Below are 15,653 nucleotides of genomic sequence, written 5' to 3' on the forward strand. Positions count from 1 at the left end.
ATACCCCTCGCTGTCGGTGTCTTCGGATTCGGCCTAATCAGCTTCCTAACAGCGCTGAAAGCCCAATCAAACGGTTTGACGATTGTGGCGGCACTAGTTGCTTTCACACTCTTACCGATAACGTATGCGCTAACGATAGTTCTCGGCGGGCCCTAGAAAATCACCTGTTCGCGCGGAATTTCCAGACCCGCACGCAGGGCCTCCGGGAGGTCAGCGATGGAGTCAAGCTCTGCGCTCCCGCCACCATCGATGCCATCACCGCCACCGAGCGAATCCAAAATCCACCGCTGCGCCGCATCCACGGGCACCTCACCGAGAGTCACGTCGCCATCACGCTTGGACAACCGGCGCCCTTCAGAGTTCACCACCAGCGGCACGTGCACGAACGAAGGCGTCGCATACCCCAAAAGACCAGCCAAGTACGCCTGGCGCGGGGCGGAGGACATCAGGTCATCGCCACGCACGACCTCGGTCACCCCCTGCTCGGCATCGTCGACGACGACTGCGAGGTTGTAGGCCCACATGCCATCGGCACGCTGGAGGACAAAGTCATCGATTGGGGCGGTAATCTCGCCATGCAGTTCATCGGTCGCGGCCCCCTCACGCACCTGCGATTTCAGGCGTAACGACGACCTCCTCCCCGCTGCCGCAAATTCGGCCTTTTTCGCGGCGAGGTGCTCGTCGTCAAGCGAACGGCACGTGCCGGGATACTGACCTGGCACGCCATGCGGCGCGGAGGAGGCGGCGAGAATTTCGCGGCGAGTGCAGAAGCAGGGGTATGTCAAGCCGCGTTGCGTGAGGTTGGCGAGCGCGGATTCATACAGGCCAGAGCGTTCAGACTGCCGAACCGGGGTGCCATCCCAGTCGATGCCGATGGCCTCCAGATCGGCGAGCTGCTGCGCCTCATACTCGGGGCGGGAGCGCTGGCGGTCGATGTCCTCGATACGCACGATGAAGCGGCCACCCTGCGCGCGGGCGTGCGCCCAGGCGAGAACCGCGGTGCGCAGATTTCCCAGGTGCAGCCGACCGGTCGGCGAAGGGGCGTAGCGGCCGGTGGGAGGTAGGAGCTTTGAACTGTTGACGGTTATCGCTTGCTTTGAATTGGCCACTATTACAGATTAGCGAGCCGACTAGAAGAAATGCGACAATCCCTTCATCCAATTAAAATTCATACAATCTTATTTATTGACTATCGGCTACCCCCAGATTAGACGGTTGCCAAAATAACGCAATTACCTCCCCATAGGGCATTAATTATTTTGTTATAATTTTCCCATGCCAGCCGATCAAACATATTTGAGGACACTCAATAATGACCAAAAAGGAAAAACATAACCCGTCGTAAATTCACATCATTAATCCTAGCTGTAAGCGCTACCGTCACATCTCTTTGCACAATGCATCCAGGAACGGCCTCCGCAAGCCCACATAACGCTGACGCATTACTCAACCAGGGAATAACGGACTTGCACCGCTCAAAAACTTTGATATCCAACCTGGAATGATGTGTGCCCGCCTTTTCGTAAGTGGATCTTTCCGAGGTGAGCAATGCCACCACATTTACAATTAAAGTCACTACAGTTCATTTCCGTTGCAGGAATAGCGGTAAGCATTATTTGCATACTAGGTATCGCAAATGGCATGTATACGCTGGGGCAGCTTGCTCAGCAAACTGCTCACATGAGCGCAACCGCTGTCACCGCAAAGGCCGACAGGGCATTGCTCTATTCTGAAATCTCTCTAGTTGCTCTCCTCGTTAGCTGCATTGCACTATTTATTTGCAGCATTCGTATGAAAAATATTAACGATGAGAAGAAGCCCTAGCGGCTAGCAGAGAGACTGGACTCCCGGAGATTTCGGCTCTCGCTAGAAAATTCAACCTCGAAGACTTCATCGGCGCTCGCTTGGAGCCCTAAGCGGCAGGTAACATTCCCTCCCGTGACAAATAACGAAAACCTGCCCAAGTCTGGGCCGGGCAACGCCGAGGCTGCCGCTGTGAGCACCTCGCACGCGCCCGAGAACGCAGTAAAGTCCGAATCCACAGCAACCACGCCACGCCACATCCCGGTACCAAAATCGCTGTACCCGATGTTCACGGCCATTTTCATCGGCGTGCTGATCGTCTCCAACATCACCGCCACCAAGGGCGTGGAAATCTTCGGCCTGGCCACCGACGGTGCCTTCTTCCTCTTCCCCTTGAGCTACGTCATCGGCGACGTGCTTTCCGAGTGCTACGGCTACAAAGCCACCCGCCGCACCGTGTGGACCGGTTTCGCCATCCTCGCCGGCGCAATGCTCTGCTTCTTTGCCGCCATCAAGCTCCCGGCGGCACCGTGGTACGAAAATCAGGAAGCATTCACCACCGTGCTCGGCACCGTACCGCAGCTTGTTCTCGCAGGTCTGGCCGGTTATGTCGTCGGCCAGCTGCTCAACGCCTGGTCGCTCAACGCCATTAAGAAGCGCACGGGCGAAAAGGCCCTCTGGGCGCGCCTGATGGGCTCGACTGTGGTCGGCGAGTTCGTCGATACGCTCATCTTCTGCTCCATCGCCGCCACCGCGATCGGCATCGACACCTGGGGCACCTTCGTCAACTACGTCATCGTCGGCTTCATCTGGAAGACCGCCGTCGAGATCGTAGTCATGCCACTCACCTACGCCGTCATCGCGTGGGTCAAGCGTCGCGAAGGCTACTACGACATGCACGTTCCCGCTTAACGACGAAAAAAGTGCCGCGACCTCGCCTGAGAAGCGAAGAAGTCGCGGCACTTTTTGCTTTTACTTCACATCCCGTTTGGCATTGACCCAATGAGCAACGCCAACAGCCACAACAATCCAGGCCACCAGCACCACGATGTTGAACCACATTGGCTGCGTCATCCCGGCTTCAAACCCAGTGCGTGGATTCTCCGGGTTTGTCATCATACCGCCCAGCTGCGTTGACAACTGCTGAATGCGTGCACCCGGCGTGACCAGCCATAATGGCCGGAAAATCGCATACGCCAGCGCCGCGAACTCCAGCATGCTTTCCACCACCAGAATCCACACCAGCGGAATAGCGACAGCGGCCACGCGCGAGCGCGTCAACACTCCCAGCGACATCGCGATTAGTCCAAACACTACAAAGCCAAGCACTCCGGCGAGCATGTCCGTGGCAGCGTCGCCGCCCTTGAACTCCACGCGCGGCGAAACCGTCACCGATAACCAAGCAAGCGCCACACCAATGACCCAACAGACAGCAATCAGCACAAGCGTCAGCGTCATCCGTGCCGAAAGCCACAGGCTCCTTCGGTCCTGCGTCAAGAACGCATGCGCATTCATCTGATCGTTGTACTCACCCGCCAGGGTGGAGCCACCAAAGGCAATCACGATCATGTTGAAGATCACGGTCCCCAACAGCAGCAATTCCCAATCAGCGGTCGCACCAGCATCCGCCGCCATGCTGAAAGCCGCCATCGGCCCAGCTATCGAGCCGACCAACAGCACCACATAGACCCACGTACCGCGCAGGCTGGCTAGCTTCGTCCATTCCGACCGCAAAGCGTTTCCAAAACTCATCTCAGTCACTCCCCTACTGCCCAATCGCCTGCGCGCGGTACTCCTGCGATTCCTGGGTCGCAGCCAGGAACTTCTCCTCCAGGTTGTCGCGCTTCGTGTGCAACCGCGTCACCAATAGCCCCTCACGCAAGGCAGCAGCCGCAATGTCGCGGCGGAGTTGCTGCTCACTGATGCCGTCGTAAAGCGGAATGCGCAATTGCTTATCGACGTCAACCCCCTGCGCCACCGGCCCTAACGCCTGCAGCAGCCGAGCCGGATCATCGACCTCAACTTCGATGACCGTGCCGTCAGCGAGGAACTCATCCATGCTGTACTCGCCAATCATGCGGCCGCGCCCGATGACGACGATGCGGTCGGCGGTGAGCTGCATCTCGGAAAGGAGGTGCGACGACACGAGGACAGCACAGCCCTGAGCGGCCAGGGCCTTGATGGTGTGGCGCATCCACGAGACGCCTTCGGGATCGAGGCCGTTGACCGGCTCATCCAAAATCAGATGCTGCGGCTTGCCGAGCAGAGCCGCCGCCACTCCCAGACGCTGCTTCATACCCAGCGAGTAGCCGCCGACCTTGTCCTTCGCAGCCTCGGTCATACCGACCTGCTCAAGGCACTCTTCCACGCGGGTGTCGGGGATGCCGGCGCCGCGGGCGAGGGCCCGCAGATGAGCGCGGCCCGAACGAGCCTTGTTGTGCCAACCGGCATCCAGAATTGCGCCGGCGACGCTGGGCTTATGCTTCAGCGTGGAAAAGGGCTGGTTGCTGTAGGTGTTGCCCTGCGAATCCGTTCCGGTGAACAAGGCCTGGCCCGTGGTCGGGGCGTCGAGGCCCAGCATGCAGCGCATGGTGGTGGACTTGCCGGAGCCATTTGGGCCGAGAAAACCTGTCACTACACCGTCGGGAACGGTGAAGGACAGGTCATCGACGGCTAATTTCGAACCGTACTTCTTGCTGAGTCGTTCAACCGTGATCATGTCCTCCATGATGCCGGTTGAGACTGCCTCGCGCAGTAGAGCTAGGTCTAGTTTTGGGCTTCCCCCGGGCCCGCCCAGCCGTCACTTCACGCCACTGGACTGATTCGGGTGTTCCCTGCTACTTCACGCCACGGGTGTCACCTCATGCCACCTCCACAGATGGCACGAGGTGACATGGCTGTCGTGAAGTGCGAAAAGGCAGAAGCCTAGCCCCAGCCCAGCCACAGCCCAACCGACCCAAGCACTCCCCAGCACACCCCAGCCCCCAGCCGACTCCTAATTCCCCACCGCACGGCCACCGTTGGCGTAGTAGCGGCCCATGAACTCATCGCGATACTCGAAGAACCGGTCCTCCAGGATCGCAGCGCGAATGCTCTCCACCAGCTGCACCATGAAAAACAGGTTGTGAATCGTGCACAGCGTGCCAGCCAGGTACTCCTTGGCCTTCAACAGATGATGCAGGTAGGCCCGGGAATAATTCAGCGAAGTGTAGGAGGGCACCTCCGCATCCACGGGGCGGAAGTCGTTCTTGAAGCGGGCATTCGTCAAGGTCATCCGACCATCGAGCGTGTACACACCACCACGTCGGGCAAGCCTCGTCGGAGCCACGCAGTCAAAGGTGTCGGCACCGGCCTCGACAGCGGCAAAAATATCGTCCGGCTCGGAAATCCCCAGCAGGTGGCGGGCGCGGTCGTCGGGAAGCTCGTCGTTGACCCAACCGCAGATCAGGCCCAGATTCTGCTTCTCAATCGCCCCACCAATGCCATAGCCGTGGAAGCCGAGCTGGCCGGCGTCCTCGAACTCGCGGGAGAGCTCCACCAGCCCGCGGGCGGCCTTTCGACGCAGGTCTTCGTACTGCGCACCCTGCACGACACCGAATAACTGCTGGATGGGCAACTGGCCGTCGTCAAGCGAATGGACATGCGCATCGACCTGACCGCGCGAAATCGTCAGCTCGTTGTGAGCCTCCAGGCAACGGCGCGCCCAGCGGTGCGTGCGCTCGACGGATGCCTCCTGGTAGCCGCGGGTGTTCATCAGCGTGGTGAGCTCGTCGAACGCCATCATGATGTCGGCGCCCAGCGCGTGCTGAATACGCATGGACACCTCCGGCGTGAAGCGGTGCTCGGAGCCATCGATGTGCGAGCGGAAAGTCACGCCGTCCTCGTCGACGAACGCGTTGCGCTCTTTGCCCTCGGCGACGATGTCGTCTTTCTGCATGCCGGTGACGTCCATCGCGAGGGTCTTTTTAAAGCCTGCGCCCAGGCTGAGCACCTGGAATCCGCCGGAGTCGGTGTATGTCGGGCCGTTCCAGTTGGAGAACTTTGCCAACCCGCCGGCCTGGTCGACGATTTCCTCGCCGGGCTGCAGGTACAGGTGGTACGCGTTCGACAGCATCGCCTGCGCGCCGGTGGATCGCACCTGCTCTGGCGTGAGCGTCTTCACGGTCGCCTTCGTGCCGACCGGAATGAACGCCGGCGTAGCAATATCACCATGCGGGGTGTGGATGGTGCCAGCACGTCCGCGCGCGCCTTCGATTTGCTTTACGACGTCAAAGCCCGTCGTCCTCGACTGCGACATGAAGCTCCTTGGTTGTGGTCCAGTGCTAATGCCTTGAGGTTACCTGGGTGCTATTCGCACGTTACTCAGCGCTGTCGTTTTCCTCGGGTTGGGCAGCGTTTTCCGGGTCCCACACGGCGCGGCTACGACGTGGCGCTTCCTCTTCGAGTCCTTCGCGCCTCATCAGTTCCGCAACCGTAATCTTCTTCCGCTTACGAGCCGGGCTGTAGTACGGGCGGACCTCGACGTCCTTGGCACTTTCCGGGTTCGGCTGGGCATCGGTTGGTTCAGCTGGCGCGGGCTGCATGAGCTGTTCGGTCGGCTCCGGCTGCTCCGCCTGCTCTGGCTGTGCCGGCTGCTCTGGCTCAGCTGGCGCCGTCGGGGCGGACAGTTCGGCCTGCTCAGTGCGCGCGGACTGTTCGGCATGCTCGGACTGGTCAGCGGGTTCGAGCTCCTTCAGCTTTGCCTTCTTCCGCTTCGGAATCCAGCGGTTACGCTTCTTGGTCGCGACAGCCACAGCAGTACCACCAGCTGCGCCCGCCGCGCCCGCTGCACCTGCCGCGCCAGCACCGACTTCACCAGCAGCACTGTCTGCTTCGTCCTCATCAGCGTCAGCGTCGCCAAAGCCACGCCCAGCGCCTTCGCTTTCGGGCAACAGGGACTCACCGCGAGCCATACGCTCGCGGCGGCCCTTCTCCACCAGCTCCTCGGAAACCTCTTCCAGGGCAGAGCCTTCGACATCCACAGAAGGCAACACCTTGTCCAGCCACTTCGGCATGTACCAAGTAGCGCGGCCAAGCAGGAACATGGCTGCCGGGATGAAGGTCATGCGGATAACGAAGGCGTCGAAAAGCACTGCGGCACCCAGCGCGAAACCGAATACCTTGATAATCGCCAGGGGTTGCCCGGCGAACGCCGCGAAGACGGAGATCATAATAATCGCAGCGGCCGTGACCACACGAGCGCCAAGAGTAAAGCCTTCAACGACCGATTCTTCGACCGCGTTGTACTTCGACTCTGGTGAGGACTCACCCTTGTTGTGGGTGTAATGCTCACGCATGCGGGAAACCAGGAAGACCTGATAGTCCATGGCCAAACCGAACGTCACACCAATGAGGAAGATTGGCACAAAGCTGACCAGCGGACCCGGAGTGCTAATCACACCCCAGAGGCCATCCTGGAAAAATGCCACCGTGACACCGAATGCGGCTGCGACAGAGAGCAAGAAGCCCACGCCAGCAGTCACCGGCACCATCAGGGAACGGAAAATCATCAGCAGCAGGATCACTGCCAGACCCACGACAACGCCCAAGTAGAGCGGCATTGCGCCCTGGAGACGGTCGGTGATGTCAATTTCGATAGGAACCAGGCCAGTGACACCGGTGAATAGGCCGGTGGTTTGCTCAATCTGCTTCTGCTGATCGCGCACCGCGTTCATCAGCTGCTTGGTCGCAGGATCGAGCGGACCCGACTTCGGGGTCATGATCATCTTGACCGCAGTGCCGTCATGATTCATGCCAATCATCTGGATGTGCTCGACACCGACATTGGATTTGAACTGGTCGACAGCGTAGCTATAGGAAGCCTTACGGGCGGCCTCGATGTCAGAGAGTTCCGGGTTGGTCTGCTTCAGGGACTCGATAAGCGGTTTGAGCACCGGTGCGTCGGGCTTCACATCATCCGACTTGGCAATAATGATGAGCTGTGAATTACGTCCCGCGCCGAAGCCCTCTTCAATCATGGTGATGGCCTTGCGGTTCGTGCTGTCCTTCGCCGCAGTAGAGTCCGACGGCAGCGCCAGCTTCAAGTGCATGGCCGGGTAGGCCAACGCCAACAGCAAGACGATACAGCCGACCAGGAACAACCCTGGGGCCTTGTGGACGAAGGTGACCCAGCGGCGTCCCATCGTCATCTCGCCGAAGAAGGAAGAGCGGCGTCCCTTGCGCGCATTACGCGAGGGGTTGCCGGCAACACCAGGCACGCGGCCAGCGAAGACCTTGTCGCCCAGCAGAGACATAACTGCCGGCAGCAGGGTCAGAGAGACCAGCACTGTGAAGGCCACCGTGATTGCCGCCGAAATACCCATCAGGGACATGAACGGCACCTTGGCCACCGTCAGCGCTGCCAACGCGACAATCACAGTGAGGCCTGCGAAAACCACAGCGGAGCCAGCCGTACCGGTAGCCATGCCGATGGCATCTTCGTTGGTCATCCCTCGGGCTCTTTCTGCCCTGTAGCGAGAGAGGATGAACAGTGCGTAGTCAATACCGACAGCCAGGCCGAACATGACGGCAAGCACCGGGGTAATCGAGTTGACGTCAGTGAATGCGGTCATCAATGTCACACCGAAGACACCGATGATGATACCCACTACCGCCGTCACAATAGGCAGGAACGAAGCCACCAGAGAGCCGAAGGTGACAACCAGCACGATAAACGCCACGGTCACACCGATAATCTCCGAGGTCGGAGCCACCTCAATCGCGGGCTGCATGCCCGGGCCAGAGGCCTCGACCTTGATACCTGCGTCACGACCAGCCTGCATCGCGTCGAGAAGCGCCTGCATATTCTCCGGCTCGATGTCCTGCGGCATCTTGGCATCGAAAACGAAGGTGGAAATACCGTAGCGACCGTCATCGGACACGGTACGCATGGCATTGGCATCGGCCTCGGCGACATCCTTGGGCAGGCCAGCGGCCATGCCCTGTTCCTTGACCATCGCCTGCATCTTCGGATTGAGGTCTACCGGGTTGTGAAGTTGCAAATCGTCGGCGATTTGGCCGACATTGTCGCGGATGCCGTTAATGACCTGGTCAACAGCTTCTTTATTCTGTGGGGCATCGAGCCTCTGTCCCTCGGGGGCCTCGAAGGCGACATAAATACGCTGCTCTCGAATTGGGTTCGGAACATCGGGGAACTTTTCCTCAATCACGTGCGAAGCCGTTGCCGACGGCATGCCGGGGATCGAGAACTGGTCGATGAACCCCTTCTGGAATGCGGCAACTGCACCGCCCAGCCCCGCCAAAATCAGGAACCACGCGATGATCACAGTCCATTTATGCAGGTAGGAGAACCTGCCGAGTTTGAACAAGGCCTTTGCCATGTCAAGTTTCCCTTACGTCTAATATTCGCCTGGACCGCCCCCAACTGCAGCTTCCCCAAGTTCGCGCTACCCAAGCACTCCCTCGGACTTCACCTGCAGTTTGAAGCCTCTTCGCTACTCCGATGCTAGCGACCACCCCGGATTGGCCAACATCAACTCTGGCGCTGACACGGTCATTGGGGGCGGGCACGACATAAAAACCGGAAATACTTTTGCTAAGAGTAGCGGACTTCCCGGATAAACGTGAACAATGGGGTGTGTGTTACTGATGTTAATTTTGTGATTTAGGTGCTCCAGGTCGGGCGCCTCACCATTTGCCGCTTTACGACGGACACCTCCCACACCTCCACCACACCCAGACAATCAGGGCCGATTAAATGCAAAACCCCCCGGGGCTCCTACCTAAAGGAACCACCGGGGGTTTTATTGGCGGTGACGGAGGGATTTGAACCCTCGGTACGGGGTTACCGCACAAAGCATTTCGAGTGCTTCACCTTCGGCCGCTCGGACACGTCACCGCTAGAAAACGTTACAGGTAGCCCCTTTATCTACCAAATCCCCAGGTCAGAGCGACCAGGCTTCTGCCAAGCCGCTCTCGCTGCACTACACCCTGCGCCACCCCAAGCCCGTCAACCCTCCGCCGCGCTATTCGGGGTGGCCAACGCCCGCTGAGATATGAAGGAATAGTCTGTAGCTTGAAATCTAGAAACTTAAACACAGAAGTACAGCCACACAGAAAGGGTTCTCCCTCATGATTCGTTCCGCCATCATCGGCTATGGCAATTTGGGCCGCAGCGTCGAAAAGGTCATCGCTGACCAGCCGGACATGGAACTCGTCGGCGTTTTCTCCCGTCGCGATTCGCTGGACACTGAGGCCCGCGTACTCCCGGCGGCGGATGTCGAAAAGTACAAGGACGAGGTAGACGTGCTGTTCGTGTGCCTCGGCTCGGCCACCGATGTCCCGGAGCAGGCTCCTGAGCTGGCAAAGAACTTTACGACGGTCGACACCTACGACAACCACCACGAGATTCCGAAGCACCGCGCGGCCATGGACGCCGCCGCCCGCGAAGGTGACAACATCGCCATGATCTCGACCGGCTGGGATCCGGGCCTGTTCTCCCTGAACCGCGTCCTGGGCGCTGCTATCCTGCCGGGCGCAGACCAGATGACCTTCTGGGGACCGGGTCTGTCGCAGGGCCACTCCGATGCCGTGCGTCGTGTGCCGGGAGTGAAGAAGGGTGTCCAGTACACCAAGCCGAACCCGGAAGCTATCGAGGCCGTGAAGAAGGGCGAGGGCGCAGACCTGAAGGGCAACGAATGCCACCTGCGCCACTGTTTCGTCGTCGCTGAAGAGACCGGCAACGCCGACGAGGACGCCAAGCTCAAGGAGCAGATCCGCGAAACCATCGTGACCATGCCGGATTACTTTGCCCCTTACGAGACCATCGTGGACTTCATCTCCGAGGAGGAGTTCGACCGCGACCACCAGGGCATGCCGCACGGTGGCCAGGTCATTACCCGCGGCCAGGCCGGTACGTCCGGTCACGTCATCGAGTTCGGCCTCGACCTGGAGCGCAACCCCGACTTCACCGCAGCCGTCCAGGTTGCCTACGGTCGCGCTGCCTACCGCCTGAAGCAGGCCGGCGAGACCGGTGCCCGTACCGTCTTCGAGATCGCCCCGTACCTACTGTCCGCCGAACCACTGGATGACCTGGTGGCCCAGAAGCTGTAACCAGCCCCAACACTGGCAGCCGGCCATCGAAACACAAAGAACCCCAACCACCTCCGCATATCAGAAGCGGAAACGGTTGGGGTTATCTCTACCCGAGAACTAAGCGCTTTACTTGTCAGTCAGCTTGCCCAGGGTCTCAGTGGCCTTGTCCTTCAGGTCCTCAGCACCCTGCTTGACCTTCGAAGCAGCCTGCTCGCCCTTGCCCTGGTTTGCCAGGTCGTCGTTGCCAACGGCGTCGCCAGCAGCTTCCTTAACCTTGCCGCCCAGCTCGTCGGCCTTGTTCTGCAGCTCGCTCATTATGTAAGCCTCCTATGTAAACGACTTATCTATTCTCTAGAGCCACCGTCTAGCAGCTCCAATAGTTCCGACGGTACGTGAAAATGAAGGCCCGTCACAGCCACGACGGGAATTGTGACCTAACTGTGACCCCGCTCACGCTTCCAACTGCCGTTGCCGTTCGAAGAATTCCCGCAGGTAAACGGAGCATTCGTCGGCAAGCACACCCCCGCGCACCTGCGGCGTGAATGCGTGGGCGGGATCGCGGATGACATCGGCGATAGAGCCGCACGCGCCGGTCTTGGGCGACCACGCGCCGAAGACCACGCGCCCCACGCGCCCCATGACGCACGCGCCGGCGCACATCACGCACGGCTCCAGCGTCACGACCAACGTGCACTGCTCCAGCCGCCAGCCGTCACCAACGACGCGGGTGGCCTCGCGCAACGCAATAACTTCGGCGTGGGCAAGCGGGTCACCATCAGCTTCCCGACGGTTTGAACCCCGGCCCACAACCTTGCCCTCGGCATCCACGACCACAGCTCCCACCGGCACATCCCCGGGTGCCGTGTGAGCAGCTTCGGCAATAGCCAGGCGCATCCACTCTTCGTCGAGAATGTCCTGTTTTCGACGGGGTAGCGCGCTTGGCCGCTCGGTCAGGTGACCTTTGTCAGGGTTAGTCGTCATAGGGGTCGTAGTCGTCATCGTCGCCGTCGTAATCCAGGTCGGCGACATCGGCTAGCTCCTCGGCACACCCCAACTCCTCAGCGATGGCCAGAAGCTGCTCGGACGCCCACAGCGACTGATCGTCACAGATGGACTCCAGGGCTTCCTCCGAACAGCCCAGGTCAGCGAGGATATCCATGTCCCCCTCAGCCCAGGCATCGACATCGTCGAGCTCGTCCTCGTCGAGGTCGGGGATATCCAGATCCAGCTCGTCGAACACATCTGCCGCAATGTCATCGGTGACGGCAGCGGTAGCGTCGGAAAGCACAACGCGCAGCGACCCAACGCCCTGGCGCACAAGAATGAAATAGTCGTCATCGATATTGAGCATTCCGACAGCAGCGCGTTCCGAACGCAGATTGCGCAGTGCCTGTGCGGCGTCAGCGAGCGAATCGGTGGCGTCGTCCCCGAGGTCGACGACGCGCCAACCGCGCTCCCCCATAGTTACGGCAACCGCGAAGGAGCGGTCGTCATCGGAGGTGTACCCTCCGGAAAAGGTCGTGCTCATAACCCACAACGCTAGTCGCTGTATGTCATGCTTGTCAGGTGAGCAATTTCGAGTCCCCCTCCCCTGCTTCGTCCTCCCTGTCAGCTGCACAACTACCCGCGGTATGCATCCTCGGTTTGGGCCTCATCGGTGGCTCCATGATGCGCGATCTGCGGGCTCATAATGTCGAATGCTTCGGTTGGAATCGCTCGTCCGCAACGGTCGAGGAAGCCACGAAGGAGGGATTCGACGCCAGTACAGATCTTCAGGCCACGCTCGAACGTGCTGAGGCTAGCCGCGCGCTCATCGTGATCGGCACCCCCATGACAGTCGTCGGCACGATGCTCGACGCCGTCAATGAGCACGCCCCCAGCTGTGGCATTACGGATGTGGTCTCCGTGAAGGCGGCCGTCGCCGCCGAGGTCTCCGCTCGCGGGATGGAGGAACGCTTCGTCGGCGCGCACCCAATGGCGGGGTCCGCGCAGGCGGGCTGGTCCGCCACGCTCGAAGGGCTTTTCGACGGCGCCCCCTGGGTCATCACCTACGACCTGGCAGCTGCTGCCGACGCTGCGGGCAAGCCCGTCCCGGAGCGCTGGATTGAGGTCTTTTCGCAGGTCGCCAACTTGGGAGCAGCTCTTGGCAGTCAGCTCATTCCAGCGCTGAGCGACCACCACGATGCCAGCGTCGCCCGCATCTCCCACATGCCACACCTGGCAGCCTACGCAATTGCCGCCGCCGGTGAAGCCGGTGGCCCTCTGGCCATTTCGCTGGCGGCCGGCTCTTTCCGCGACTGCACCCGCGTCGCCGCCGCTGCTCCCGACATGGTCATGTCCTGGTGTGAGAACAACACCGAACCCGTGCTCGCCGCGCTTGACGACGTCATCGAGCGCCTCACCGCCGCGCGCACCCAGTTGGCCACCGAGGGAACCGCTATGGACCTGGCCAAAACCGGTCAGATTGCCCGTGTCCGCTACGAGGCCCGCCCCGCTCACCGCCCGATTTTCCGACTGCGCGTCGGCGAGGGCGATTGGATCAACCAGTTGAAGTTGGCCGAAAGCGTCGGCGGGCAGGTGGATGTGTTCTAGTGTGGAACTATGTTTTCCCCCGAGCTGCACACCAGCCTCGCAGGCATCACTGTCGTCAACTTCGCCATTAACGTTCCGGGACCACTGGCCGCTCAGTACTTGGGCCAGCTAGGCGCCCGGGTGATTAAGGTCGAACCACCCACAGGCGACCCGCTCGGTTCCTTCGGCCGCCCCTGGTATGAAGCTATGTCCGCAGGTCACGAGATTATCCAGGCGGATCTGAAGAGCGATGAGGGCCGCGCACAGCTGAGCTCGCTGATTGATGAGGCCGATGTGGTCATCACCTCGGTTCGCCCCTCCGCGCTGGAACGCATGGGGCTGGCGGGGCTCCACGAGCGCCCGAATGGGCCGGTACATATCGACATTGTCGGTGATACCGAAGCTCCAGAAACACCCGGCCATGACCTGACCTACCAGGCGGAGGCCGGAACCCTCACGCCTCCGGCGATGCCGCCGGTGCTGTTGGGCGACATTCTGGGCGCGCACTTTGCGGTCACCGCTGCCCTTGCCGGGTTGATTAAGCGGGCGGGTGCTGGGGCGGACGTCGTAAAGCAGCCTGGACTGCACTGCCGCATCGGCCTGAAGCAGGCTGGTGAGGCCGGTGCCGCGCCGCTGAAGTACGGCATGACGGCGCCCGGCGGACTACTCGGTGGCGGCCTGTGGACGTACGGCCTCTACCCCAGCGCCGACGGCTACGCGGCCGTGGCAGCGCTGGAGCCGCACTTTGCCGCCGCCCTGACCGAGGCCACTGGCGCGAGCAACCGCGAGGAACTTGCGGATTTCCTCCGCGAGCGCACCAACGCCGAAATCATGCAGCTTGCCAGCGAAAAGGCGCTGCCACTGGCTGCGGTGGAGTAAGAGGGCGACTTAAGGCCGCGTGCCTCGGGGGTCGGGGCCTGGAGCCTTACGCGGTCAACCCCGCGGCCTCTGCGGTGAGCTCCACCGAACGCAGCCGGTCAGGAACCTTCAGCGATTGATGAGCCACAATCAGCTCATCCGCCGTCGAGTACTCACCGAACTGCGCAATCTGCTCACGCACCTGCGCCACCGTGCCGACCGCCGTGTGACGGAACATATTTTGCACCTGACGCCCCTGCGGGGTATCCATCAGAATCTCCGCCTCATCGTCAGTGAGGTGATGCCCACCGCGACTCAGGAACCGCCTGACCATGTTCCTGCGGGTAGCGAAGTACTGCTGCTGCGCGTCCTCTTCGCTTTCCGACGCAATCACATTCATGGCCGCAAAAGCGTACGGCTTATCCAGCTGCTCAGAGGGCTGGAACTGCTCGCGGTAGACCGCGATGGCATCGCGAAGCGCGTCCGGAGCGAAGTGCGAAGCAAATGCGTACGGCAAGCCGAGCGCCGCTGCGAGCTGGGCACCAAAGAGCGAAGAGCCCAGGATGTACAGCGGCACATGGGTGCCGCGGCCCGGAATCGCGTTGATGCCCTTGATCAGCGACTCATCGGAGAGGTAACCGCGCAGCTCCTGCACATCCTGCGGGAAGGAATCGGACGAACGCGGGTCACGCCGCAGGGCGCGCATAGTGGCCTGGTCCGTGCCCGGCGCGCGACCAAGCCCCAGCTCGATGCGATCCGGGTACAGATTCGCGAGCGTGCCGAACTGTTCCGCGACCGTCAGCGGTGCATGATTCGGCAGCATGACGCCGCCGGAGCCGAGGGTGATGCTCTCGGTTTTTGCAGCCACGGCTGCGATAAGAACTGCCGGCGACGAGGACGCGATGGAGTTCATATTGTGGTGCTCTGCGTACCAAATACGCTGATAACCAGCCTTTTCCGCTGTCTGCGCCAAATCGATGGAGCCCTGTAGGGCGTCTGCGTGGGACTGCCCCGAGGCTACGGTAGCAAGGTCAAGAATGGACTCAGTACGAATCATGGTTCCACAGTCTAGACCGTTAGGCGGATATTGCGAGTTTGAGATGCTTCGAATACTGAGGCGCTGGGGTTTGGGGTTTTGGGGATTCGGGTGCGGGTGGCTCGTGGGTGGATCGTGGGCGGTATTCACTTGTCGATGAGGTATTCACTCATCGATGAGGTATAGCCTGGCCACAAGTGAATAGCTCATCGATATGAGCGCAGGCAGAGCCAATACCGCGCCCATAAGTACCGGAAAACGGGTTAAGTAAAGAAAAGTGTGTCCGCATGCC

Annotated in this window: 13 protein-coding genes and 1 tRNA gene; 4 read left to right on the plus strand and 10 right to left on the minus strand. The window is 60.7% G+C overall.

Translation table 11 applies throughout. The annotated features are described in order from the left end of the window. Window positions 1-152 precede the first annotated feature (152 nt). Window positions 153-1,109 carry a tRNA glutamyl-Q(34) synthetase GluQRS gene (gene gluQRS, locus HMPREF2857_RS04000; RefSeq protein ID WP_070642840.1) on the minus strand — a complete coding sequence of 319 codons (957 nt, stop codon included), beginning with the start codon at window positions 1,107-1,109 and terminating at the stop codon, window positions 153-155. An 829-nt stretch (window positions 1,110-1,938) separates the two neighbouring features. Between gluQRS and HMPREF2857_RS04010 the strand changes: the two genes are divergently transcribed. Continuing rightward, window positions 1,939-2,715 (plus strand): queuosine precursor transporter, encoded by a 777-nt coding sequence (locus HMPREF2857_RS04010; RefSeq protein WP_069359013.1) that lies wholly within the window; start codon window positions 1,939-1,941, stop codon window positions 2,713-2,715. A gap of 60 nt (window positions 2,716-2,775) precedes the next feature. Here the strand turns inward: HMPREF2857_RS04010 and HMPREF2857_RS04015 are convergent, their stop codons facing one another. The 5 genes from HMPREF2857_RS04015 to HMPREF2857_RS04035 form a co-directional block, all read right to left on the minus strand. Continuing rightward, window positions 2,776-3,555 (minus strand): ABC transporter permease, encoded by a 780-nt coding sequence (locus HMPREF2857_RS04015; protein WP_070603689.1) that lies wholly within the window; start codon window positions 3,553-3,555, stop codon window positions 2,776-2,778. 13 nt (window positions 3,556-3,568) lie between these two features. Continuing rightward, window positions 3,569-4,522 (minus strand): ABC transporter ATP-binding protein, encoded by a 954-nt coding sequence (locus HMPREF2857_RS04020; protein ID WP_069359032.1) that lies wholly within the window; start codon window positions 4,520-4,522, stop codon window positions 3,569-3,571. Window positions 4,523-4,798: 276 nt separating this feature from the next. Continuing rightward, window positions 4,799-6,100, minus strand: coding sequence for a tRNA guanosine(34) transglycosylase Tgt (gene tgt, locus HMPREF2857_RS04025; protein ID WP_070642842.1), 1,302 nt, complete (start codon window positions 6,098-6,100; stop codon window positions 4,799-4,801). 61 nt (window positions 6,101-6,161) lie between these two features. Then, the gene (locus HMPREF2857_RS04030) at window positions 6,162-9,182 is read right to left on the minus strand and encodes an MMPL family transporter (RefSeq protein WP_070642843.1); all 3,021 of its coding nucleotides are present in this window, start codon (window positions 9,180-9,182) and stop codon (window positions 6,162-6,164) included. Window positions 9,183-9,609: 427 nt separating this feature from the next. Next, window positions 9,610-9,700: transfer RNA gene (locus HMPREF2857_RS04035), tRNA-Ser, on the minus strand. A 233-nt stretch (window positions 9,701-9,933) separates the two neighbouring features. On the opposite strand from HMPREF2857_RS04035, the gene HMPREF2857_RS04040 reads away from it, so the two are divergent. After that, complete coding sequence (locus tag HMPREF2857_RS04040) at window positions 9,934-10,914, plus strand: diaminopimelate dehydrogenase (RefSeq protein WP_070603636.1); 981 nt, start codon at window positions 9,934-9,936, stop codon at window positions 10,912-10,914. A gap of 108 nt (window positions 10,915-11,022) precedes the next feature. Here the strand turns inward: HMPREF2857_RS04040 and HMPREF2857_RS04045 are convergent, their stop codons facing one another. The 3 genes from HMPREF2857_RS04045 to HMPREF2857_RS04055 all read right to left on the minus strand — a co-directional run bounded on the left by HMPREF2857_RS04045 (window position 11,023) and on the right by HMPREF2857_RS04055 (window position 12,424). Beyond that, window positions 11,023-11,211 (minus strand): CsbD family protein, encoded by a 189-nt coding sequence (locus HMPREF2857_RS04045; RefSeq protein WP_005510930.1) that lies wholly within the window; start codon window positions 11,209-11,211, stop codon window positions 11,023-11,025. Window positions 11,212-11,346: 135 nt separating this feature from the next. Further along, window positions 11,347-11,877 (minus strand): tRNA adenosine(34) deaminase TadA, encoded by a 531-nt coding sequence (gene tadA, locus HMPREF2857_RS04050; RefSeq protein WP_224433863.1) that lies wholly within the window; start codon window positions 11,875-11,877, stop codon window positions 11,347-11,349. Beyond that, on the minus strand, window positions 11,867-12,424 hold the full coding sequence (locus tag HMPREF2857_RS04055; RefSeq protein ID WP_005510946.1) for a tRNA adenosine deaminase-associated protein: 558 nt from the start codon (window positions 12,422-12,424) through the stop codon (window positions 11,867-11,869). The genes tadA and HMPREF2857_RS04055 overlap by 11 nt, the downstream gene beginning before the upstream one ends. A 38-nt stretch (window positions 12,425-12,462) precedes the next feature. Here HMPREF2857_RS04055 and HMPREF2857_RS04060 point away from each other — a divergent pair, with 38 nt between their 5' ends. Then, the gene (locus HMPREF2857_RS04060; RefSeq protein WP_070642845.1) at window positions 12,463-13,488 is read left to right on the plus strand and encodes a prephenate dehydrogenase; all 1,026 of its coding nucleotides are present in this window, start codon (window positions 12,463-12,465) and stop codon (window positions 13,486-13,488) included. A gap of 9 nt (window positions 13,489-13,497) precedes the next feature. Further along, window positions 13,498-14,346, plus strand: a complete 849-nt coding sequence (locus HMPREF2857_RS04065; RefSeq protein WP_070642847.1) for a CoA transferase — start codon at window positions 13,498-13,500, stop codon at window positions 14,344-14,346. A 46-nt stretch (window positions 14,347-14,392) separates the two neighbouring features. Here the strand turns inward: HMPREF2857_RS04065 and HMPREF2857_RS04070 are convergent, their stop codons facing one another. Continuing rightward, entirely contained in the window at window positions 14,393-15,382 is a 990-nt protein-coding gene (locus HMPREF2857_RS04070; RefSeq protein ID WP_070601690.1) for an LLM class flavin-dependent oxidoreductase, read from the minus strand. Window positions 15,383-15,653 lie beyond the last annotated feature (271 nt).

Source organism: Corynebacterium sp. HMSC076C10 (genome assembly GCF_001812455.1).
GTDB classification, from domain to species: Bacteria; Actinomycetota; Actinomycetes; order Mycobacteriales; family Mycobacteriaceae; genus Corynebacterium; species Corynebacterium jeikeium_D.